We start from the raw sequence: 18,984 nt of genomic DNA, 5'->3' as shown, positions 1-18,984 counted from the left end.
CATCCGCAGCATCGGAACCTTCGCCACTGGGACGGCGGGCGCAGTCAGTAAGGACTGCCCGCCGCCCGGTGGACCGTCAGTTGCGGCCCCTCCTAGCCGCCGGCCACTGACTGGATGACCAGCACTTCCTGCCCGGCCGCCACCTCGGTTTCCAACCCGCGGAGCCGGCGCACCTCGTCACCGTTCACGTAGACATTCACGTAGCGGCGCAGCGCTCCGGTCTCGTCGCGCAGCCGCCTTGCCAGCACAGGGTATTCCCCGGTCACCGAGTCCAGCAGGCTTCCCACGGTGACAGGCCCGTCGGCGTCGGAAATCAGCACTGAGTGCCCGCCGGCCAGAGGCTGCAGGACGCTGGGGAGCACTACCCTGATGTCAGGCACCCTGGGCGGCCGCTTCTGGAACCGCTGCCTCTGCAGACGTCCCGTTTAGTCCTGCCCCGGCGATGACGGCTGAGCGGACGCACAGGACATCGGGCAGATGGGACGCCACCTCGGCGAAGGTCTCCCCTTCGTCTGCACTTGCAAACACCGTGCCGCCGCGGGTGCCGAAGTAAACCCCTGCCGGTTCGGCGGAATCCACCGCCGCGGCATCGCGGAGCACGCTGTTGTACTCGTGCTCGGGCAGACCCGAATCCAGCCTCTTCCAGGTGGCCCCGGCGTCGTCGGTGCGGTGTACCGCGAGCTTTCCGTCCGGCGGGATCCGCTCGCCGTCGGCCTTCAAAGGGACAACCCACGCCGTTCCTTCACGCCTCGGATGCGTCAGCATCACAAAGCCGAAATCGGCCGGCAGGCCTTCCGCGATGGACTCCCAGTTCTCGCCGTTGTCATCCGTGCGGTAGACACCGTGGTGGTTCTGCGCGTAGAGGCGCCCATCGACGGCGGCGTCCGCCGCAATCTTGTGAACGCACTGGCCGAACTCCGGGTTTGGATCGGGCATAAAGTAGGCGGAAATCCCCTTGTTCCTCGCCTCCCAGGACGTCCCGCCGTCGAGCGAGCGGTAGACCCCGCCGGTGCTCATGGCAACGTGGACGTTGTCCCCCGCCGGGTTCACCACGATCGAGTGGGCCGCGGCACCGCCGTACCCGGCACCCCAGTCACTCCGGTGGGGATGGTCCCACAGGCCGCGGTTCAGTTCGAAGTGTTCGCCGCCGTCGGTGGATTTCCAGACGGAGATGGGCTCGGCGCCCGCCCACACCACGCCGGGCCGCGACTCTGCGTCCGGGTAGATCTGCCAGATGCGCTCCACAGCGGCGCCGGCGTCCTCGGGAAACGCAATGGCCCCCTGCTCCGGCTCGGTCCACGTGGCGCCAAGGTCATCCGAGTGGGCCACGGTGGGACCCCAATGCTCGGACCTCACGCCCACCATGATCCTTGTCCTGCCGGCCCGCGTATCGATTCCGATGCTGGGGATCTCGCTCATCAGGAAATGAGGACCGGAAAAGGACCACTGCCGCCTGTCCTGGCTGGTAGCCAGCCACAGCCCTTTCTTGGTCCCGATCGCTAAAACAAAACTCTCTGCGGTTGTCATGCCCCCCATGCAACCACTCGGGCCTGAAGGCCGCAACGCTTTTCAGGCCGTGAAGGCAGACTTCTTCCCCGGTATTTCAGTCCACAAATTCGGACTGGGTCTCAATGAAATCCCAGTCGGCTTCCGTGAGGACGGTGACCGGTGTGTCCGGATGGGGTCCGCCCGCCTCAGCTATGCCCTGGACTACTGCCAGCGGCAGCTCCTCTGCGCGCAGGTTTTCACGCAGCCATTCCTTGGTTTCAAGATCCAGATCGAGCCACCACATGAAGATTTCCATGCCTTCACGCACCTTTCGTATGTCTCAACGTTAGGCGTGGGGTTGGCCACGTTCAAGGGCGCCCGACGGCGGCGTCCGGGGCCCTGAGCTGGACCGGCCACGGTGTCCGCTGGCCGTCCGGCGGAGCAGCAGCCATCCTCTCAGGCGGTTGCCGTGGCCGCGGCGGGAACGTCGCAGCTGATTCCGGCGCCGGCGGCGCATACTCCTGTCTCGGGAAGTTCGAGCTGGACGGAGTCGGCGGCTTCGTGGTCGCCGGCGAGGGCTGCGACCACGGAGCGGACCTGTTCGTAGCCGGTGGCAAGCAGGAAGGTTGGTGCCCGGCCGTAGGACTTCATACCCACAATGTAGAAGCCCTGGTCCGGGTGGGCCAGGAGCTTGGCACCGTGCGGCGGGACGGTGCCGCAGGAGTGGAATTCGGGGTCGATCAGCGGTCCGAGTCCTCGGGGAGCTTCGACTGCGGGGTCCAGTTCGAGACGGAGTTCACGCAGGATGCCCAGGTCAGGACGGAAGCCGGTGCAGGGCACGACGACGTCGACGTCCAAAATCCGTCCGTCAACGGCTTCGACACTCACGTGGGAGTCAAGGGATTTCATCGAGCCGATGCCGAACCCGGTAAGCAGTTCGATGGTTCCGCTCTCGACGAGGCGCCGGAGCCGGCTGCCGAGCTGGCCGCGGGCCGGCAGGCCATCGGCGTCGCCGCCGCCATAGACCTTCTCGGCGGAGGCACCGCGGACTGCCCACAGGATCCTGGTGTCCGGTTCTGCCCTGGCGAGGTCGGCGAGGCTGATGAGCGTGTTGGCCGCCGAGTGCCCGGCGCCGATGACCAGGACGCGGCGGCCTGCGAACGAGGCGCGGTCCCTACCGGTGACGTCCGGCAGTGGGGAGGAGATCCGCTCCGCTGCGGCGTCTTCACCGATTGCGGGCAGGCCGGAAGTGCCGAGCGGGTTACGGCTGGACCAGGTGCCGGAGGCGTCGATGACGGCTGCCACCACGTGGTCGCGGGTTTCTCCGTCCTCGTGTTCAACGCGGACAATGAACGGCGTCGCCTCGCGATGGCTGGTGTGGGTCTTGTCCATGCCGGCGCGGGTCACTGAGATGACCCTGGCGCCGGTCTGCAGCCGGGAGCCGATGGCCGGCAGCTCGGCCAGCGGCGCCAGGTAGCCGTCGATCATGTCCCCGCCGTAGGGCAGGGCCGCGGGCCGGGGCGTCTCCCAGCCCGCGCTTTCGAGCAGGCGGACGGCGGCGGCGTCGATGTTGAATCGCCAGGGTGAGAAGAGGCGGATATGGCGCCATTGCTCCATGGCGGCTCCTGCGGAAGGACCGGCCTCGAAGATTAGCGGCTCGAGCCCGCGTTCGAGGAGGTGCGCCGCGGCGGCCAGTCCCACCGGGCCGGCACCGATGACGCCAATGGGAAGGTCCTTCGCTGGATCCATGGTTGTCCTCTGTTCCATCTGTACGTGCTCGGTTTGGTCAGGAGTGCGCTAGTCAGCAGCAGTCCTGATCCTCGTCGCAGCAACCCGAGTCACCGCAGCAATTTGTCCTCATTCAGCCCACCCCCTCCCCTGTTCTGGTTTCTGACTTGGTGGCGGGCGTGAGGGACACAATGAGGCCCTCGATACGCGCCTTGATCTCGTCGCGGATGGGGCGGACTGAATCCACCCCCTTGCCGGCCGGATCCTCCAGGACCCAGTCCTCGTACCGCTTACCCGGGAAGTACGGGCATTCATCGCCGCACCCCATGGTGATCACCACATCGGACTCTTTGACCGCTTCAGTGGTGAGGACCTTGGGGATCTCCGAGGACATATCGATGTCCACCTCGGCCATCGCTTCGACGGCGGACGGGTTGATCTTGTCCGCGGGCTGGGAACCGGCGGAGCGGACCTCGATTGCGCCCTTGGAGAGCGTAGTGAGGAAGGCGGCAGCCATCTGCGAGCGGCCGGCATTGTGGACGCAGACGAAAAGGACGGAGGGCTTCTTGGCGGTTTCGGTGGTCATGGTGTTCTCCAGGGAATGTAGCGGTGGCTAGAGGGATGCAGGCGTAGTGGCAAAGTATCGCTTTCGCGTCCACAACGCCGCATAGACAAGAGCCACCAGGGCCGGGACTTCAATTAACGGTCCGACGGCGCCGGCCAGTGCCTGCCCGGAGGAGACGCCGAAGGTTCCGATGGCCACCGCGATGGCGAGCTCGAAGTTGTTGCCCGCGGCGGTGAAGGCCAGCGTGGTGGTCTTGGCATAGCCCAGGTCCAGCCACCTGCCGATCAGCATGCCCGCGCCGAAGACGACCACAAAGTAGACGAGCAGCGGCAGGGCGATCCGGGCGACGTCCAGCGGGTTTGCGGTGATGGTGTCGCCCTGCAGGGCGAAAAGCAGGGTGATGGTGAAGAGCAGGCCGTAGAGCGCCCAGGGCCCCAACCTCGGCAGGAACTTGTTCTCGTACCAGTCCCGGCCCTTGGCTTTCTCACCAACGCTCCGGGTAAGGAATCCGGCGAGCAGCGGGATGCCGAGGAACACCAGGACGGAGCCGGTGATGGCCCAGAAGGAGAAGTCCGCGCTGGTAGTGGGCAAGCCGAGCATGGAGGGCAGCAGTTGGAGGTAGAACCAGCCCAGGGCACCGAACGCGATCACCTGGAAAACAGAGTTGATGGCCACCAGTACCGCTGCCGCTTCGCTGTCACCGCACGCGAGGTCATTCCAGATCATCACCATGGCGATGCAGCGGGCCAGTCCGACGATGATGAGCCCGGTGCGGTATTCGGGAAGGTCGGGGATGAAGATCCAGGCGAGGGCGAACATGAATGCCGGGGCCAGCAGCCAGTTCAGCACCAGGGACGTGATCATCAGTTTCCGGTCACGGACCACACGGTGCGCCTCGTCGTAGCGTACCTTCGCCAGGACGGGGTACATCATCACCAGCAGGCCGACGGCGATCGGCAGCGAAACCTCGCCGACCTTCACCGCGTCCAGAGCGGTGTTCAGGCCTGGGACGAAGCTGCCGAGCAGCAGTCCCAGGGCCATGGCGGCGACGATCCATACCGGAAGGAAGCGATCCAGGATGGAAAGTTTGCCGACAACGGCGGCCCCTTCGATAACGGCGGCGGACGGATCGGTCTGGATGCTCACGAGACTCCTGGGCGGTTACTACTAGATTGACGACTGTCGATATAAGAAGTATCTCCACCTATATCGATGGATGTCAATCTACTGCATAATGGATACGTGACTGCCACCGTTGCCGTTGAAGCAAATGAAACAGATGCCTGTTGCATCCCGTCCGTCGTGCCTGCACTGAGCGCGGAAGAGGCCCAGGGGAAGGCCCAGGCGTTCAAGGCACTCGCGGACCCGAACCGCCTCCGGCTGCTGTCCATCGTCAAGGCCTCGGAGTCGGGCGAGTCCTGCGTCTGTGACCTGACCGAACCATTGGACCTGGGCCAGCCCACCGTGTCCCACCACCTCAGGATTTTGGTGGATGCGGGGCTGCTTAACCGTGAAAAGCGCGGCACGTGGGCCTACTACTCGCTGGTGCCCGGCGCGCTCGACGAAGTAGCCGGCCTCCTGGCATCGCTGTGACAGGTGATACAGCGCGAGTCTCCGTGCGGCCGATGAGCGAATCCGACTGGCCCGCTGTTCAGCGGATTTTTGCCGAAGGCATCGCGACGGGAGACGCCACATTCGAGTCGGAAGCCCCTGACTGGGCACGGTTCGACAGCACACGCCTGCAGGGGCACCGGCTGGTGGCAGAGATGCCATCAGGGGAAGTGGTGGGCTGGGCAGCCGTCTCGGCGGTGTCCGGACGGCCAGTCTACGCGGGCGTAGTTGAGCACTCCGTTTACGTCGCTGCCGCCGCCCGTGGCAGGGGGGCTGGGAAAGTCCTTCTCAATGCCTTGTCGCAGTCAACGGAAAGGGACGGGATCTGGACCATTCAGTCCAACGTCTTCCCGGAAAATCAGGCGAGCCTGAACCTCCACCTCGGCCAGGGCTTCACGGTCGTGGGACGACGGGTGAAGATCGCCCGGATGACGCATGGACCCTCCGCCGGTCAATGGCGGGACACGTTGCTGATAGAACGCCGCTCCCACCTCATCTGAGCCAGCCCTGGCGGCATGAGGCTACGTCCGTGGTCGCTGGAGATTCATGGCCGCCTGGATCCGCGGCGGCTTCCCTAGGTACTGTGCAATTGTTTCCGCGTAGAAGCAGGTAATGTCGCAGGTCAGCGCGTGCAAAAGTCGAGTACCGGCTACTCGCGACTGTCTCCACCCCCAGCCCTAGCCTGAAATCACAAGCAAGCTGGCCGTGCTGCTGGGGCACCGTGAGTCACTGATACTCCCTCCTCAGCATGGTCCGTTTCAAACAGACTGGGGAGAAAAATCATGAAACGAGCTATCGCAACATTGGGGGTGGTGGGTCTGGGGCTGATCACCCTGACTGCACCAGCCATGGCCGCTCCGAACCAGGTCATCGTCTGCCACGACGGCTCAGCATCGGGAACAAGCTGGGAGGCGCTCGGATTCAACGTGAATGGCCTGAATGGCCACGACAGGCACCCGACCGACATTATCCCGCCGAACTCGTCCATTCCAGGCGGTCTGAACTGGACGAACGCAGGGAAGATCATCTACATCGACGAATGCCATGCCGCGTTGCCGCCGGGCGAGACCCCGCCGGTCTACCCGCCCGTCGTCGTCGTCCCGCCCGTCGTCGTCCCGCCGGTGGTCGTCCCGCCGGTCGTGGTTGACCCGCCCGTCGTCGTCCCACCCGTCGTCGTGGACCCACCCGTCGTCGTGGACCCACCCGTCGTCGTCGTCCCGCCGGTCGTCGTGGTTGACCAGCCGGCCGCAGTCCCTCCGGCAGCCGTGGTTCCGTCAGTCCCTGTGGTGGTCCCTCCGGCTGTGGTTGCACCTGCCGCACAGACTCCGGTTCCACAAGCAGCCGCAGTACAGGTGCCAGTAGCAGCTGCGCCCGTCAGCCAGGGCACCAACCAGGGCTTCAACGCCCAGACTGCGGTCGGCGGGAACGCCGGCAGCGATGCGTCAAGCTTGCTGGGCGGCATCGGCGCCCTGATGGCAGCAGGCCTTGCAGTAGCAGCGCGGCGCCGGTTCCGCACGGAATAGCCGGGGGGCGGCTGAGGCCGGCCTAACCCGGGCCGGCTAGCTGGCATCCAAATACGGAGGGCGTCCCGCCTGGCGGGGCGCCCTCCCTGCAACCATCTACATCCAGTCCACGAGGAGAATCATGCCAAAGCACCGGGTCTCCGCCACGAAACGTCGGCGGGGCTGGAACCGCGGAGATCTGGCCATCCTGCTGTGCGGGGTTCTGGGATTCTTTTCACTCGCCTTCGGCACACCGCTCCTCCAGCATGGGGAAGCCGCCGCACCTGGCGGCTCCATCCACTCCGCTGGGCCGACGTCGTATGTCGAGTGGCCGCTCTCTGACGGCGCAACCACACGCACGGGTTCCCTCGGCCCGGCTGCGCCTGTTTCGACAGACCCGCCCGCGACGCCAGCATCAGTGTCCGCTGCACAGCCGGCCCCGGCCGGTCCCCTGCTTCCGGCCGCGTCTGCACCCCAGCACATCCAGTACGCCGCCGCGGCGATCGACACCGCTATCCATCCCCTTGAACCGGACAACTCAGCGGTCGCCAGCCAGACCATCGTGCCGCCCACCACCATGGACGGATACTGGCTGACACCGTTCGGCACGCCGGGAAATGGCTCGAACAACACGACGTACATCATCGGCCACAGCTGGGAAGGCCAGGATGCTCCGTTCAACCACCTCAGTTCGGCTGCCTCGGTGGGCGACGAATTCAACGTCATCACCGCGAACGGCACCATCCGCTACCGAGTGGACAGCGTGACCACTTACCTTAAATCCACACTCAAGGACAGCCCCATCTGGGACATGGTGCCCAACCGCGTCGTTCTCATCAGCTGCTATACCGAGGACCCCTGGGGCAAGAACGTCGTAGTGTCCGCGTCGCCCGCCACCTAGAGACCCCACCGCGAAACTGCTGTTCAACCCTGCTGCCGGGGCAGAGAATGAGCTATGACTCATGAGCGGTTCAGTGGCCCTCCCCCTCTCCTTGTCGGGATCATGCCCAAGCAGCATCCCGAGGTCCTCCACACGGCATTTACCTTGGCCGCCAAGCTCTCCGCGCCTTTGGTGTGCGCCTATGTGGATGAGGCCAGCTATTTGGTGGAATGGGATCCCGCCCGATCGGCGCACCGGCTGTCCCTGCACCCGGACAAGGACGACGACGACATCCGCGCTGTCAGCACGGATCTCAAGGCGGTGATCGAAGCGGCCATGAAAGATGCCTCCGCTGGCGGTGCGCCGGTGGACTGGACCTTGCGCACTTTGGCGGGGGATCCTGCCCGCGCCCTCGCCAGGCTGGCCGCAGAAAGCAACGCACCCATGATCATCGTGGGGACGTCGGAGCGGGGTGTGGCACATAGGATCTCGGAAGCCCTCAACGGTTCCGTAGGGACGTGGCTCAGCCATCACCAGAGCCGCCCCGTACTGGTAGTTCCCTTCCGGATGGGGGCGCACCAAGGAAAATTGTGAGCGCTAAAGGCGTTTGACGAGGGCGGAAATAGTAAAGCGAAAGTAGTTATTCCAGGTGGTGGCGGAAGGCCCGGAGGCCACGTAAGCTGGTTCAAGCAGGCCGGATCAACCGCAAGGGCGGTCCGGAATCTGCCCAAAGACTGCTCCGGAGTGCGTATCCCCCAATAACGCACTCCGGAGCTTTTTTAATGCCTGGAACCGAACTGCCAACACGGCCGGGCTCTCACTGCATACCCCCAGGGGGTACTTGCGCTGATACCCCACTGGGGTATATGTTTGGGTCCATGACAGCACCGGAAGAAACCACCGAGGCACCCCTCCGCGTTGATCCGCCGCAGAATCACGGCTACACGGCCAACAAGGACGCATACCTGCGCCGGCTCAAACGGATCGAAGGCCAGGTACGCGGCATCGCCCGGATGGTGGATGAGGACAAATACTGCATCGACATCCTCACCCAGGTCTCCGCCGTCACCAAGGCCCTGCACGCAGTCAGCCTCGGGCTGGTCGAAGAGCACATCGGTCATTGCGTGGTGGGCGCGGCCTCCGAGCCGGACCCGGATCTGCGTGCGGAAGCAATCGACGTCAAAGTCAAAGAAGCAGCCGACGCCATCGGCCGCCTGCTCCGCTAAGACCACACCAACACAAAACACCAACCGCCGGCCCACGTGCCGGCAGGGCATAAAGGAGCAAGCCATGAGCACTACCTCCACCACCGTCAGCGTTTCGGGCATGACCTGCGGCCATTGCGTCTCGTCGGTAAGCGAGGAGCTTGAGTCCCTCGCCGGAGTCGAAACGGTCGACGTCGACCTCAACGCCGGGGGCATCTCCACCGTCACGATCACCTCAAGCCAGGAACTGTCGCCTTCCGAGATCGGTGAAGCCGTGGCCGAGGCCGGCTACCTGGTTGTTGCCAACGAAGCCTGACCAAGCCGCGAGATTCCGAGGACCGACAATGAGCAACGAGCATCTCCTGCACCAGACCGGAAGCCGGGTGGTTGAACTCGATATCGAGGGCATGACCTGCGCCTCCTGCGTGAACCGGGTGGAGAAGAAGCTCGGCAAACTCGACGGCGTGGTGGCCTCGGTCAATCTCCCCCTGGAGTCCGCGCATGTGACCGTCCCGGCAGGGATCACCGACCAGCAGCTCGTGGACACCGTGAACGCCACCGGCTACAAAGCCAGGCTGCGCAGGCTGCCAGTCCCTTCCGAAATATCAGCGGACCACGGGCACGGGACCCATCAGGACCACCTGCAGCTTGGAGGCACAGCATCGCAACTGAAGCCTCGCCTGATCGTGGCTGCCATCCTGACTGCTGCCGTATTCCTGATCTCGATGGTGCCCGCCTTCCAGTTCCCGCACTGGGGCTGGGTGGCAGGGGCGTTGGCGCTGCCCGTGGTCAGCTGGGCGGCCTGGCCGTTCCACCGCGCCGCAGCCGTCAATGCCCGCCACCTTGCGTCCACCATGGACACCCTGGTGTCCATCGGCGTGTTGGCCGCCTTCCTGTTCTCCGCGGCCCAGCTCGTGCTGGATCCCCGGATGACCGAACACCCTGCCATGGACGGCATGGAATCGGGCGGCCTGTATTTCGAGGTGGCCGCAGTAGTCACCACTTTCCTGCTCCTGGGCCGCTTCCTGGAAGCCAATGCCAAGCAAAAAGCCGGCGATGCGCTCAAGGCATTGCTGAACCTCGGGGCCAAGGACGCCACCATCCTCCACAACGGCGTCGAACATAAGGTTCCGGCCGGGCAGCTCCGGGTGGGCGACGTCATCGTGGTCCGTCCCGGGGAGAAGATTGCCACCGACGGCGTCGTCGTCGAGGGCAACTCCGCCGTCGATGCCTCCCTGGTCACCGGCGAGTCCGTTCCTGTAGAGGTTGGGCCGGACAGCATGGTCACCGGCGCCACTATCAACACCTCCGGCCGCCTGTTGGTCCGCGCCAGCAGGGTGGGCTCCGAAACCACCCTGGCCCAAATGGCCCGCCTGGTCTCGCAGGCGCAGACCGGCAAAGCCCCCATCGCCCGCCTCGCCGACCGCATCAGCGCGGTTTTTGTCCCGGTGGTACTGGTCATCGCCGTCCTCACGTTCGCTGTGTGGCTCCTCGTCGCGGGCCCGGTGGTCAGCGAAGTCGAGTTGCGCGCGGCGTTCACGGCCGCTGTCACCGTCCTGGTCATTGCCTGCCCCTGTGCGCTGGGGCTGGCCACCCCCGTGGGCCTGCTGACCGGAACCGGCCGCGGCGCCCAGCTGGGCATCCTGATCAAGGGACCCCAGGTCCTGGAAGACACCCGGATCGTGGACACCATCCTGCTGGACAAGACGGGGACCGTGACCACCGGAAAGCTTGCCGTGGAGAACACCCATGCGTTTGACGGCTTCGACACAACCGAGATCCTGCGGCTCGCCGGTGCGGTCGAGGCGGCATCCGAGCACCCCATTGCACGGGCCATCGCCGCCGCGGCCCTGGCAGGAGACACGAGGGTAACGCATTCAGCCGAGTCAGTGCATGCAGGGCATCCATCGTCGGTTGAGTCAGCATCCTCGCTGCCTTCGCACCAAAGTCAGGACGACGACGGCGGCCGCCTTCCCGGCGTCGAACACTTCCGTTCAGCTCCCGGCGGCGGAGTCGCCGGAACGGTGCAGGGCCAGGTTGTCGTGGCCGGCCGTAGCGGCTGGCTGGAAGAAAAGGGCATCCGGATCTCCCCGGAGCAGTGCGGGGTCCTCGCCGCCGCGGAAGCGGCAGGCGCCACGGCGATCTGGGTTGCGGTGGGCAGCACGGCTGCCGGCATCATTACACTCCGGGACACCATCAAGCCCGGGTCTGCTGCCGCCGTTTCGCGGCTTAAGGCGCTGGGACTCCGGCCCATCCTGCTGACCGGGGACAATGCCGCCGTAGCGGTGCAGGTAGCCTCCTCAGTCGGCATTTCCCCGGGCGACGTCTACGCGGGTGTCCTCCCGGCCGGCAAGGTTGAGGCCGTCCGAAAGCTTCAGGCAGATGGGGCCATCGTCGCAATGGCCGGCGACGGAGTGAATGACGCCGCTGCCCTGGCGCAGGCGGACCTGGGCATTGCGATGGGCTCGGGCACCGATGTCGCCATCGAGGCGGCAGACCTTACGGTGATGGGCAATGATTTGGGCCAGGTTGCCCAGGCCATCGAACTGTCGCGTAGAACGCTCGCCACCATTAAGACCAACCTGTTCTGGGCCTTTTTCTACAACGCGGTGGGCATTCCCGTGGCAGCGTTGGGGCTCCTGAACCCCATGGTTGCCGGAGCCGCTATGGCGGCAAGCTCGGTCCTGGTCGTGGCGAACTCACTGCGGTTGCGCAGCTTCGGCAAGTAGGTCATGCAGCGCCGAAGCGAACGGCGGCGCGGGCCTTTGCCTTGGCAGCCTCTTCCTCCCTGTCCTTGGCCGGAGTGTGGCTGACCAGCGAATCCAGGAGGTGCTGGGTGATGTGGGCGATCTCATGCACTGCTTGCTCGAAGGCTTCCTCGTTGGCCTTGGATGGCTTGGTGCTGCCGCTGATCTTGCGCACGTACTGCAGTGCCGCGGCATGCACTTCGTCCGAAGTGGCGTGCGGCTCGTAGTTGTGGAGGGTTCGAATATTCCGGCACATATAGTCATGCTAGGCTCTGGAACGCCTTGGATCGACCCCCTGCCTGGACTGAACCGGGACCATGCCCATGGAGAGTGCAGCATGGGCAGTGGTGCCCATCGACAGTGTTTTGGGGCCGGGATAGGTTTTAGGCAATGGATCTTCCGGATGAGCCGGGGGCCGCTGGGGATGCCGATCTGGATCGGATCCAAGAAATGAAGGAGAAATCTGATGGCTATTTGGGGCGCGGATGTAGCTCAGCTTAAGAACCTGGGCAGCAAACTTCAGGCGGGTTCGTCTGAAATCGAGAACCAGAAATCAATGCTCACCAAGGCGCTGGACAGCACCCAGTGGATGGGCCCCGATGCGGAGAAGTTCCGCAGCGAATGGTCAGGCCAGCACGTGGCTTCGCTGACCAAGGTCGCCCAGGCCCTGCAGGAAGCCGGCCAGAAGGCCACCAAGAACGCCGACGAGCAGGACCACGCTTCGCGCTAGCCGCCGCGCGTTACCTGTTAGCACCCTTGAGGGCCCGGACACTGTCCGGGCCCTCAAGCGGTTACTGGCGGAGCCGGCGTTCTGCGCCGAGCGGAGTGGTCGCTGCTGAAATGGTCCCGGCAGTTCTTGCAGGAGCACGCAGCTCATCCAGCCGGACCAGGATGACGCCGGCCACGATGAGCACTCCGCCCAAAAGCTGGATGGCCCCGGGAAGCTCCCCCAGGAGCAGCCATGCCCAGATCACGGCGAACAGCACCTCGGTGAGCGAGACGAAGGACGCCACTTTCGATCCAAGTGCCCGGGCTGCCATGATGCCGGATACGTAGGCCATGACCGTTGCCAGGACCACGAGTCCGCCCAGCGCCACCCACCACGGCGTGACCCAGGGTCCAAGCTTGGTGTCTGCGGTGCTGAAGGCCATGGGCAGCAGACCCGAGGCGGCAGCCAGCCACATCACGGCCGCGCCCACCATCAGCCCGCCGGAGGCAAGGACGATGGGCGGCAAAGAGTCGTTCTGTCTGGCGGTAATGAAGAAATATATGGCTAGGCAGACCGCAGCAGCCATTCCCCACAGCACCCCGATGACATCGATCTTCACGGTTCCAGTGAGGTCCAGCACCAGGAGCAGTCCGGCGAGGGATAGCAGGGTTCCGCCGAACGTCAACGCCCGTGGCCGACTGCGGCTGGCTGCCCAGAGCCACAGCACAATAATTACCGGGGCCAGGTACTCGAGGAGAAGTGCAACCCCAACGGATAGTCGTGCCACGGCATTGAAGTAAAAGAGTTGGCACGCCGCCACGCCAATCAGGCCAAACAGCACAATAGTGATCCAGTTGGCCCAGAGCTGGTGCCAGCGGCCGCGCAGGGCGGGAACTGCCGGAACGGCAAGAATCAGGGCGGCGCCGGTGAGGCGGGCCGTCACCGCCGCTCCGGGAGACCAGCCAGCTTCCAGCAGCGCCTTGGCGAAGGAGCCGGACGTGCCAAAGACAGCGGAGGAAAACAGCGCGATCCACAGGCCCGAGGCCAGGAACCCACGCCGCTTCAGGGAAGGCTGGCGGGTCTCGGCGGGATGGTTGGCGGCAGGCACCGTTGCCTCCTGTCAGGAGTAAAGTGGGGTAATGCTCATGACACTACGCCCACCCTTTGTAAGGAGTCAAGATGCTCTTTGCCCCTGACACCGACGTGGCGCTGCGGACCGTCGTTAATCTGATCAATACGGCAGCGAACGGGCGGGAGAACCTGGCTACGGTCGCTGACTTGGACCGGTTTCTCCAGGCGGAAGGATTCAGCGGGTCGCGCACGCGCGACAAGGCCGAACTGGCCAGCATCCATCAGCTCCGGGCGCGGCTGGCATGGCTCTGGACTGCGGACGAGGACACCGCGGTGGAAACCGTGAACCGACTGCTGCGTGAGGCCAACGCCCTTCCCCAGCTCATGAAACACGATCAGTGGGACTGGCACCTGCACGCCACCACCAGGGAAGCGCCGCTGGCAGACAGAATGAGCACCGAGGCTGCCATGGCCCTCGTGGACGTGATCCGAAGCAAGGAGATGGACCGCATGCTGGTGTGCGAGGCGGACGACTGCGACGCAGTCGTGCTGGACCTCAGCAGGAACCGCTCGAAACGCTATTGCGATACCGGCAACTGCGCCAACCGTATGCACGTCGCTGCCTACCGCGCCCGCCAGGCTTCAGCCGGCTAGGCGTCGGCGGGCTGGGCCTCGGCCGGCTAGGCGTCGGCGGGCTGGGCGTCGGCGGGCTGGGCGTCGGCGGGCTGGGCGTCGGCGCGTCGGGCGCGGGCGGGGCTGGCGCGGGCGGAGCTGGTCAGGAGTTGCTGGAGTCCCGGCCGGCGGAGCCGGGATCATCGGAATCAGGCGAGCCTCCGGGCTGTGCCGGGCCGTGCCCGCCAAATCCATGCGACGGCTTCCTTGCCGAACTGAGGTTGACGCCGGATCCCTTGCCGAGGTGCTCGGCGTTGTCCTTGTAGCTCATGGAGAGCATGGCGGCGACGACCAGCGTGACAATGAAGGCAATTCCGGCGCCGGTGAAGGCGAGGTCGAACCGCGGGGCGCGCGAGCTGCCCCCGGAAGCAAAGATCAGGACAGCGAAGAAAGCGAGGACGGCCCAGAACGCGGAGAACATCAGCGGCCCCTTCACCGAGGTCCGCAGCCTACGCGGTTTTCCTGGTTGCTGGTCTGCCAAGGTGGTTCCTCTCCTGCAGGCGGGCGCGGCGGCCTGCCTGGTTCGAATGGTGCGGGTGGGTCGTGCGCGCCTGGTGCACGGCCAACTTCTACGTCGAGTAGAACCGTGCTTTCCTAGTTTACGGCTTCACAGCCGCCGCCCGGGCATCGTGCCGCAGCGTCAGTCCTGAGAGCACCCACAGGACGCCGGAAATGATGGCGCCCCCGCCCGCCACACCCAAGAGAGCATGCGCGCCCAGGCTGATGAAAAAAGGCAGGGCAGCAGCAGTGCCGACGCCGATGATCCCGGAAGCCAGCCAGTCCCGGGCCAATACATGCTGGCCGCGGTACCGGATGCCGCAATACAGTTCCACGGCGCCTGCCAGGCCCAACCCAAAAGCTGCGATCACTCCAAAGAGAAGGTCTCCGTGGAGCAGGACCAGCGCCACGCCGCTACCGGTCAGCGCCGAGCCGGCAGCGGAAAACACCCTGCCCGGCATCGCGTCATTGCGGTAACCCGCTTTCGTGATGCTCCAGATCAGCAACGGACCGGTGGCCAGCAGGTACGTGCCACCGGACCAGCCCATGACAGCCACTGACGGGGAAGCCCAGAAGACGGTCAGCGCGCCAAACAGCAGTGCGACCAGGGCCCGGAGCAGTACCGGCTTCCATAGGTCAGTTTGGGGGGCGGCACCTGGGGCAGTTCCTGCTGGCGTCAACGGTTGGGTCACCGGTCCAGTTTAGTGGGCGCCGGTGCTAAGGCGAACCGAGCACCATCCAGCGGTCGGACCTGGCCCGGATGCCGAGGGTCAGGGCGCGGGCGGCCATATAGCCCACCGCAAACGCCACCCAAAGCCAGGTCAGCCCGGCGGCCCCGGAGATGCCGGAGCCTCCGACGGCCAGGAGCATCGGTACGTAGACGGCAAGATTCACCACTCCGGCCAGCGCCAGATATCTGGCATCACCTGCCCCGATCAGGACCCCATCGAGCACAAAAACATAGCCGGCGACCGGCTGGCCGGCCGCGAGTACCCATAAGGCGGATACGAGGACGGAATGCACGCCCGGGTCGGAAGTGAACAATGCCCCCGCCCATGGTGCAACCGTGGCCAGCAGCAGGCCCGTGATTACCCCGAAGCCCAAGCCCCAGCGGGTCATGGTCCGGGTCAGCAGGCGCGCACCGACGGGGTTGGACGCACCAAGTTCCTTACCGATCAGGGCCTGCGCGGCGATTGCGAGCGCGTCGAGGGCAAAGGCAAGGAAGGAAAAGATGGTCATTGCCAATTGGTGTGCCGCGAGGTTGACGGCACCCTGGGCTGTGACGACCAGGACGGTGGCCAGGATGGCGATCCGGAGGCTGAGTGTGCGCAGCATCAGCCATGATCCGATACGGGTCATGGCGCGGATGCCGTGCCAGTCCGGCAGGAGGCTGACTCCGCTCCGGGCCGCATTCCGCTGCACCATCACCAGATAAACGGCAGCCATGGCCCATTGGGCGATGCTGGTGCCCACCGCAGAGCCAGTCACGGACCAGCCCAGCCCATAAACGAGCCACAGGTTGAGCACGATGTTCAGGCCAAAGCCGGCAGTGGCAACCACCAGCGGCGTTCGCGTGTCCTGAAGGCCCCGGAGCACCCCTGTTCCGGCGAAAATGACCAGCATGGCCACGAGTCCCGGCATAGACCACCGGAGGTAGTCAACGGCAAAGGTCCGCACTTCCCCGTGAGCCCCCATCAGGCCTACTAACGGCTCAGCGGCCACAAAACCTGCTGCGGCAAGGACAAATCCGAGCATCAGCGCCAGCCAGACGCCGTCGCGCCCGGCTGCCAGCGCCTTGGCGAGTTGGCCGTCGCCGATAGCCCGCGCCACGGCCGGTGTGGTGGAGTAGGCAAGGAAGACCATCAGTCCAACGGCGGTATGAAGCACGGCCGAGGCGAGTCCGACGCCTGCCAGTTGGGCGACGCCCAGATGGCCCACGATGGCGGAATCTGCCAGCAGGAACAGCGGTTCGGCGATCAGCGCACCGAGGGCCGGAATGGCGAGCCGAAGTATCTCCCGGGCGTGGCCGGGTGGCGCTTGCGCGGCAGCAGGGGCGGATCGATCAGGCACGGTGCCAGCCTATCGGGGCGCCGCGGACCTGAACTCCGCCCGTCCATGAGAAAGGACACATTCGGCCGCAATTGGTTGACCATTCAACCATGAGTCGGGAAGACTCGATACCTCAAGCTTCAACGCTGCGATCCGGCCCGCTTGTATCCAGACAGCCCCGACCGACATTCGAAACGGTGAAACTCCCATGAACCAGTCCTCCCTTACCACCTCCGCCATTACCATCCTGCGCGTCATTCTCGGCTTCCTCTTTGCTGCCCACGGCTGGCAGAAGTTCAGCGAATTCACTATCGCCGGCACACAGGCCTCATTCGCCAAGATGGGCGTGCCCGCCGCCGAAGTGACCGCCCCCGCAGTCGCCAGCCTTGAGCTGGCCGGCGGAATAGCCCTCATCCTGGGTATCCTGACCCGCGTGGTTGCAGCACTTCTTGCCTTGGACATGCTCGGCGCACTGTTCCTTGTGCATGCCCAGGCTGGCGTCTTCGCCGCCACCGGCGGCTTTGAACTCGTGCTGCTCCTGGCCGCGGCGGCCCTGGCCCTGGCCCTCACCGGTGCGGGTCGCATTTCGGTGGACCGGGCCCTCTTCGGCCGCAAGAACTCGAGGCTGGCAGGCCTCGCCTGAGCACGGCGTTCGGAAGTAGACCTCGACGGCGGGTGGGCACGCGGGTGCCCATCCGCCGTCGGCATTCCGGTCTCTGCAGGCTCCCCGATCGTCAGCCTGTGACGCCGGTCAGTTCATTGGGGACATGGTCCAGGCCAGCGCTCTTGATGACCCTGCCGGACTTCAGGTCCACGGCATGGATCGTGGAAGTTGCCGGCTCGGTGACGTAGGCCGTTGAGCCCTGGACAAATAGTGTGGGGCGGGGATCCTGCCACACTTCCGGCTCTTCCCAGGCGGGCACTACAGGGATGGAACCCGCGACGGCTCCTGTGAGCGGGTCAATGACGTGAAGCGATCCGTCCGTGCCCAAGACCAGGGCCTCCCCTGCCGGCCCCCGCCCCAGGGAACGGAAGGAGTAGCTCGTACCGAGGTCAACAAGCTGCAACTGCCCCGTGTCGGTGTTGACCAGGGAAATCCGGGTTGGCCGCTCAAGCGTGGCATCCTTATCCACCTTGTAGTCACCCAGGATGACAGGGGACGCGGGGCTTCCCGCCTGGTTGCCCATCCGGCCGTAGGGGTCAGGGCTGGAAACCTTGGCGATGGCTCCCTCCTTGTAGATCAGCATGCCGTCCTCGCAGCCGACCACTACGGTGTCGTGCCCGGCAACGGCCTCTCCGTGCACGCCGGGGCAGTCCTCATTGCGCAGGATCTCCGTGCGGGCCGGCGCCTGCGGACCGACACTTTCCGCTGCCCTCCCGCTGCCAGGGGTGTCCAAAAGCGCCAGGCCGTTCCGGTGGTCCTCGTTTCCCAGCGTGACCAGGAGCCGGCCATCCTCCAACTCCACGGCCACGCCATGGTGCGCCTCGGGCGTCGTGTAGGTAGTGGTCGGCGGGAGGCCCGTCTTGAGCGCCTCCGTCAGCTCTGACGGATCGAAACTTTCCACCTTTCCGGAGCCGTCGCTAAAGAGTACGGTCCTGCCTGCATGACGGACCACATGCCCTGACTTGTCCGCGCTGAAGGCCTTGTCGGTGAGCTCGGGTGTGGCCGTGTAGGAGTGGCCGTGGTCGCCGTGCTCCTCCGTCCATGCGCCCGTGTCGAAGACGCGGAACGAGTCGCCTGTGGACACCAGGACATGGCGCCCGTCACCCGCCGGGCTCAATCGATTAAAGCCGTCGAGGCCTGCCTCCCCCACGGGCTTCAGGGTCTTGGCATCGAGGACCGTAATCCCTTCATCATGAGTCAGGACAAGCCGGGGAGTGGGTGCCGACGCCTCCTTTGGTGCACCTCCTTTAGTGGTGGCACCTTGGTTGGCTGGGTCATCGGCGGTTTCCTGGGCGGAAGGTTGGGACCCTGCACAGGCGGCGAGCAGAAGAGCGGAAGCCGCAAGGACTGCGGGCACTCCGAAGGCACGGGGAGCGGATCTGGGGGAAAGGTGGGAAGAGGTTCTCATCATTTCGTTAATGCTAGTGATTCTCATTAATAGATCAAACTCAGCACCTCGCGCCAGCGGGGACCCGGCTGGCTGTGAGGAAAGGCAACCAAGGCGCACACTCCACACCAAGAACTCCCAGAAAACGATCAGAAATGCTTGACCACTGAAACGTTCCACTGATAGACATGTCAGCAACAGCACTGGG

The 18,984-nt window shown here is 65.1% G+C and carries 23 protein-coding genes; 11 read left to right on the top strand and 12 right to left on the bottom strand.

Annotated features, from left to right (window positions below):
• Positions 1–92: 92 nt before the first annotated feature.
• The 6 genes from J7E83_RS15710 to arsB form a co-directional block, all read right to left on the bottom strand.
• Entirely contained in the window at positions 93–380 is a 288-nt protein-coding gene (locus J7E83_RS15710; protein WP_214963981.1) for a MoaD/ThiS family protein, read from the bottom strand.
• On the bottom strand, positions 373–1,536 hold the full coding sequence (locus J7E83_RS15705; protein WP_214963979.1) for an exo-alpha-sialidase: 1,164 nt from the start codon (positions 1,534–1,536) through the stop codon (positions 373–375). Before J7E83_RS15705 ends, J7E83_RS15710 begins: the two co-directional genes overlap by 8 nt.
• Before the next feature lie 67 nt (positions 1,537–1,603).
• Positions 1,604–1,804: a hypothetical protein gene (locus J7E83_RS15700; RefSeq protein WP_214963977.1), complete on the bottom strand. Its 201-nt coding sequence runs from the start codon at positions 1,802–1,804 to the stop codon at positions 1,604–1,606.
• Positions 1,805–1,944: 140 nt separating this feature from the next.
• Positions 1,945–3,237, bottom strand: coding sequence for an FAD-dependent oxidoreductase (locus J7E83_RS15695; protein ID WP_214963975.1), 1,293 nt, complete (start codon positions 3,235–3,237; stop codon positions 1,945–1,947).
• Positions 3,238–3,349: 112 nt separating this feature from the next.
• On the bottom strand, positions 3,350–3,802 hold the full coding sequence (locus tag J7E83_RS15690) for an arsenate reductase ArsC (RefSeq protein WP_214963974.1): 453 nt from the start codon (positions 3,800–3,802) through the stop codon (positions 3,350–3,352).
• A 27-nt stretch (positions 3,803–3,829) separates the two neighbouring features.
• The gene (gene arsB, locus J7E83_RS15685; protein WP_311379726.1) at positions 3,830–4,927 is read right to left on the bottom strand and encodes an ACR3 family arsenite efflux transporter; all 1,098 of its coding nucleotides are present in this window, start codon (positions 4,925–4,927) and stop codon (positions 3,830–3,832) included.
• 66 nt (positions 4,928–4,993) lie between these two features.
• Between arsB and J7E83_RS15680 the strand changes: the two genes are divergently transcribed.
• The 8 genes from J7E83_RS15680 (at position 4,994) to J7E83_RS15645 (ending at position 11,708) form a co-directional block, all read left to right on the top strand.
• Positions 4,994–5,374, top strand: a complete 381-nt coding sequence (locus tag J7E83_RS15680; RefSeq protein ID WP_214963971.1) for a metalloregulator ArsR/SmtB family transcription factor — start codon at positions 4,994–4,996, stop codon at positions 5,372–5,374.
• Positions 5,371–5,892, top strand: a complete 522-nt coding sequence (locus J7E83_RS15675; protein ID WP_396020562.1) for a GNAT family N-acetyltransferase — start codon at positions 5,371–5,373, stop codon at positions 5,890–5,892. Before J7E83_RS15680 ends, J7E83_RS15675 begins: the two co-directional genes overlap by 4 nt.
• 282 nt (positions 5,893–6,174) lie before the next feature.
• Positions 6,175–6,915 (top strand): hypothetical protein, encoded by a 741-nt coding sequence (locus J7E83_RS15670; RefSeq protein WP_251043927.1) that lies wholly within the window; start codon positions 6,175–6,177, stop codon positions 6,913–6,915.
• A gap of 121 nt (positions 6,916–7,036) precedes the next feature.
• On the top strand, positions 7,037–7,795 hold the full coding sequence (locus J7E83_RS15665; RefSeq protein WP_214963952.1) for a class F sortase: 759 nt from the start codon (positions 7,037–7,039) through the stop codon (positions 7,793–7,795).
• Between the two features lie 54 nt (positions 7,796–7,849).
• Entirely contained in the window at positions 7,850–8,368 is a 519-nt protein-coding gene (locus tag J7E83_RS15660; RefSeq protein ID WP_214963949.1) for a universal stress protein, read from the top strand.
• Positions 8,369–8,652: 284 nt separating this feature from the next.
• Positions 8,653–9,000, top strand: a complete 348-nt coding sequence (locus J7E83_RS15655; RefSeq protein WP_214963946.1) for a metal-sensitive transcriptional regulator — start codon at positions 8,653–8,655, stop codon at positions 8,998–9,000.
• 64 nt (positions 9,001–9,064) lie between these two features.
• The gene (locus J7E83_RS15650) at positions 9,065–9,295 is read left to right on the top strand and encodes a heavy-metal-associated domain-containing protein (RefSeq protein WP_214963943.1); all 231 of its coding nucleotides are present in this window, start codon (positions 9,065–9,067) and stop codon (positions 9,293–9,295) included.
• A 28-nt stretch (positions 9,296–9,323) separates the two neighbouring features.
• On the top strand, positions 9,324–11,708 hold the full coding sequence (locus J7E83_RS15645) for a cation-translocating P-type ATPase (protein ID WP_214963941.1): 2,385 nt from the start codon (positions 9,324–9,326) through the stop codon (positions 11,706–11,708).
• A 1-nt stretch (position 11,709) separates the two neighbouring features.
• Here J7E83_RS15645 and J7E83_RS15640 read toward each other — a convergent pair whose 3' ends face one another.
• Positions 11,710–11,982, bottom strand: a complete 273-nt coding sequence (locus tag J7E83_RS15640) for a DUF2277 domain-containing protein (RefSeq protein ID WP_214963939.1) — start codon at positions 11,980–11,982, stop codon at positions 11,710–11,712.
• A 210-nt stretch (positions 11,983–12,192) separates the two neighbouring features.
• On the opposite strand from J7E83_RS15640, the gene J7E83_RS15635 reads away from it, so the two are divergent.
• A complete protein-coding gene (locus J7E83_RS15635) occupies positions 12,193–12,456 on the top strand; it encodes a hypothetical protein (RefSeq protein ID WP_214963937.1) in 264 nt (87 codons plus the stop codon).
• Between the two features lie 61 nt (positions 12,457–12,517).
• Here the strand turns inward: J7E83_RS15635 and J7E83_RS15630 are convergent, their stop codons facing one another.
• Positions 12,518–13,543 (bottom strand): DMT family transporter, encoded by a 1,026-nt coding sequence (locus J7E83_RS15630; protein WP_214963934.1) that lies wholly within the window; start codon positions 13,541–13,543, stop codon positions 12,518–12,520.
• Positions 13,544–13,614: 71 nt separating this feature from the next.
• On the opposite strand from J7E83_RS15630, the gene J7E83_RS15625 reads away from it, so the two are divergent.
• On the top strand, positions 13,615–14,160 hold the full coding sequence (locus J7E83_RS15625; protein ID WP_214963932.1) for a CGNR zinc finger domain-containing protein: 546 nt from the start codon (positions 13,615–13,617) through the stop codon (positions 14,158–14,160).
• Between the two features lie 121 nt (positions 14,161–14,281).
• On the opposite strand, the gene J7E83_RS15620 is transcribed toward J7E83_RS15625, so the two are convergent.
• The 3 genes from J7E83_RS15620 to J7E83_RS15610 form a co-directional block, all read right to left on the bottom strand.
• Positions 14,282–14,659, bottom strand: coding sequence for a hypothetical protein (locus tag J7E83_RS15620; protein WP_214963929.1), 378 nt, complete (start codon positions 14,657–14,659; stop codon positions 14,282–14,284).
• Between the two features lie 118 nt (positions 14,660–14,777).
• Positions 14,778–15,368 (bottom strand): hypothetical protein, encoded by a 591-nt coding sequence (locus J7E83_RS15615; protein WP_214963927.1) that lies wholly within the window; start codon positions 15,366–15,368, stop codon positions 14,778–14,780.
• Between the two features lie 25 nt (positions 15,369–15,393).
• Complete coding sequence (locus J7E83_RS15610; RefSeq protein ID WP_311379720.1) at positions 15,394–16,746, bottom strand: MATE family efflux transporter; 1,353 nt, start codon at positions 16,744–16,746, stop codon at positions 15,394–15,396.
• A 187-nt stretch (positions 16,747–16,933) separates the two neighbouring features.
• Here J7E83_RS15610 and J7E83_RS15605 point away from each other — a divergent pair, with 187 nt between their 5' ends.
• On the top strand, positions 16,934–17,368 hold the full coding sequence (locus J7E83_RS15605; protein WP_214963924.1) for a DoxX family protein: 435 nt from the start codon (positions 16,934–16,936) through the stop codon (positions 17,366–17,368).
• 91 nt (positions 17,369–17,459) lie between these two features.
• On the opposite strand, the gene aztD is transcribed toward J7E83_RS15605, so the two are convergent.
• Positions 17,460–18,800, bottom strand: a complete 1,341-nt coding sequence (gene aztD / locus J7E83_RS15600) for a zinc metallochaperone AztD (RefSeq protein WP_251043926.1) — start codon at positions 18,798–18,800, stop codon at positions 17,460–17,462.
• Between the last annotated feature and the right edge of the window lie 184 nt (positions 18,801–18,984).

It is taken from the genome of Arthrobacter sp. ISL-48, from assembly GCF_018613805.1.
Lineage (GTDB): Bacteria > Actinomycetota > Actinomycetes > Actinomycetales > Micrococcaceae > Arthrobacter.
Note: the sequence above shows the minus strand (reverse complement) of the source record. Positions and strands in the feature narration are given on the sequence as shown.

Bases quoted from the DNA above. Each gene is read 5' to 3' on its own strand.
- J7E83_RS15680 (WP_214963971.1), top strand. From the start codon at position 4,994: ATGGATGTCAATCTACTGCATAATGGATACGTGACTGCCACCGTTGCC.
- J7E83_RS15655 (WP_214963946.1), top strand. From the start codon at position 8,653: ATGACAGCACCGGAAGAAACCACCGAGGCACCCCTCCGCGTTGATCCG.
- J7E83_RS15635 (WP_214963937.1), top strand. From the start codon at position 12,193: ATGGCTATTTGGGGCGCGGATGTAGCTCAGCTTAAGAACCTGGGCAGC.
- J7E83_RS15625 (WP_214963932.1), top strand. From the start codon at position 13,615: ATGCTCTTTGCCCCTGACACCGACGTGGCGCTGCGGACCGTCGTTAAT.
- J7E83_RS15650 (WP_214963943.1), top strand. From the start codon at position 9,065: ATGAGCACTACCTCCACCACCGTCAGCGTTTCGGGCATGACCTGCGGC.
- J7E83_RS15640 (WP_214963939.1), bottom strand. From the start codon at position 11,982: ATGTGCCGGAATATTCGAACCCTCCACAACTACGAGCCGCACGCCACT.
- J7E83_RS15660 (WP_214963949.1), top strand. From the start codon at position 7,850: ATGACTCATGAGCGGTTCAGTGGCCCTCCCCCTCTCCTTGTCGGGATC.
- J7E83_RS15605 (WP_214963924.1), top strand. From the start codon at position 16,934: ATGAACCAGTCCTCCCTTACCACCTCCGCCATTACCATCCTGCGCGTC.
- J7E83_RS15690 (WP_214963974.1), bottom strand. From the start codon at position 3,802: ATGACCACCGAAACCGCCAAGAAGCCCTCCGTCCTTTTCGTCTGCGTC.
- J7E83_RS15645 (WP_214963941.1), top strand. From the start codon at position 9,324: ATGAGCAACGAGCATCTCCTGCACCAGACCGGAAGCCGGGTGGTTGAA.
- J7E83_RS15665 (WP_214963952.1), top strand. From the start codon at position 7,037: ATGCCAAAGCACCGGGTCTCCGCCACGAAACGTCGGCGGGGCTGGAAC.
- J7E83_RS15695 (WP_214963975.1), bottom strand. From the start codon at position 3,237: ATGGATCCAGCGAAGGACCTTCCCATTGGCGTCATCGGTGCCGGCCCG.
- aztD (WP_251043926.1), bottom strand. From the start codon at position 18,800: ATGATGAGAACCTCTTCCCACCTTTCCCCCAGATCCGCTCCCCGTGCC.
- J7E83_RS15670 (WP_251043927.1), top strand. From the start codon at position 6,175: ATGAAACGAGCTATCGCAACATTGGGGGTGGTGGGTCTGGGGCTGATC.
- J7E83_RS15705 (WP_214963979.1), bottom strand. From the start codon at position 1,536: ATGGGGGGCATGACAACCGCAGAGAGTTTTGTTTTAGCGATCGGGACC.
- J7E83_RS15700 (WP_214963977.1), bottom strand. From the start codon at position 1,804: ATGGAAATCTTCATGTGGTGGCTCGATCTGGATCTTGAAACCAAGGAA.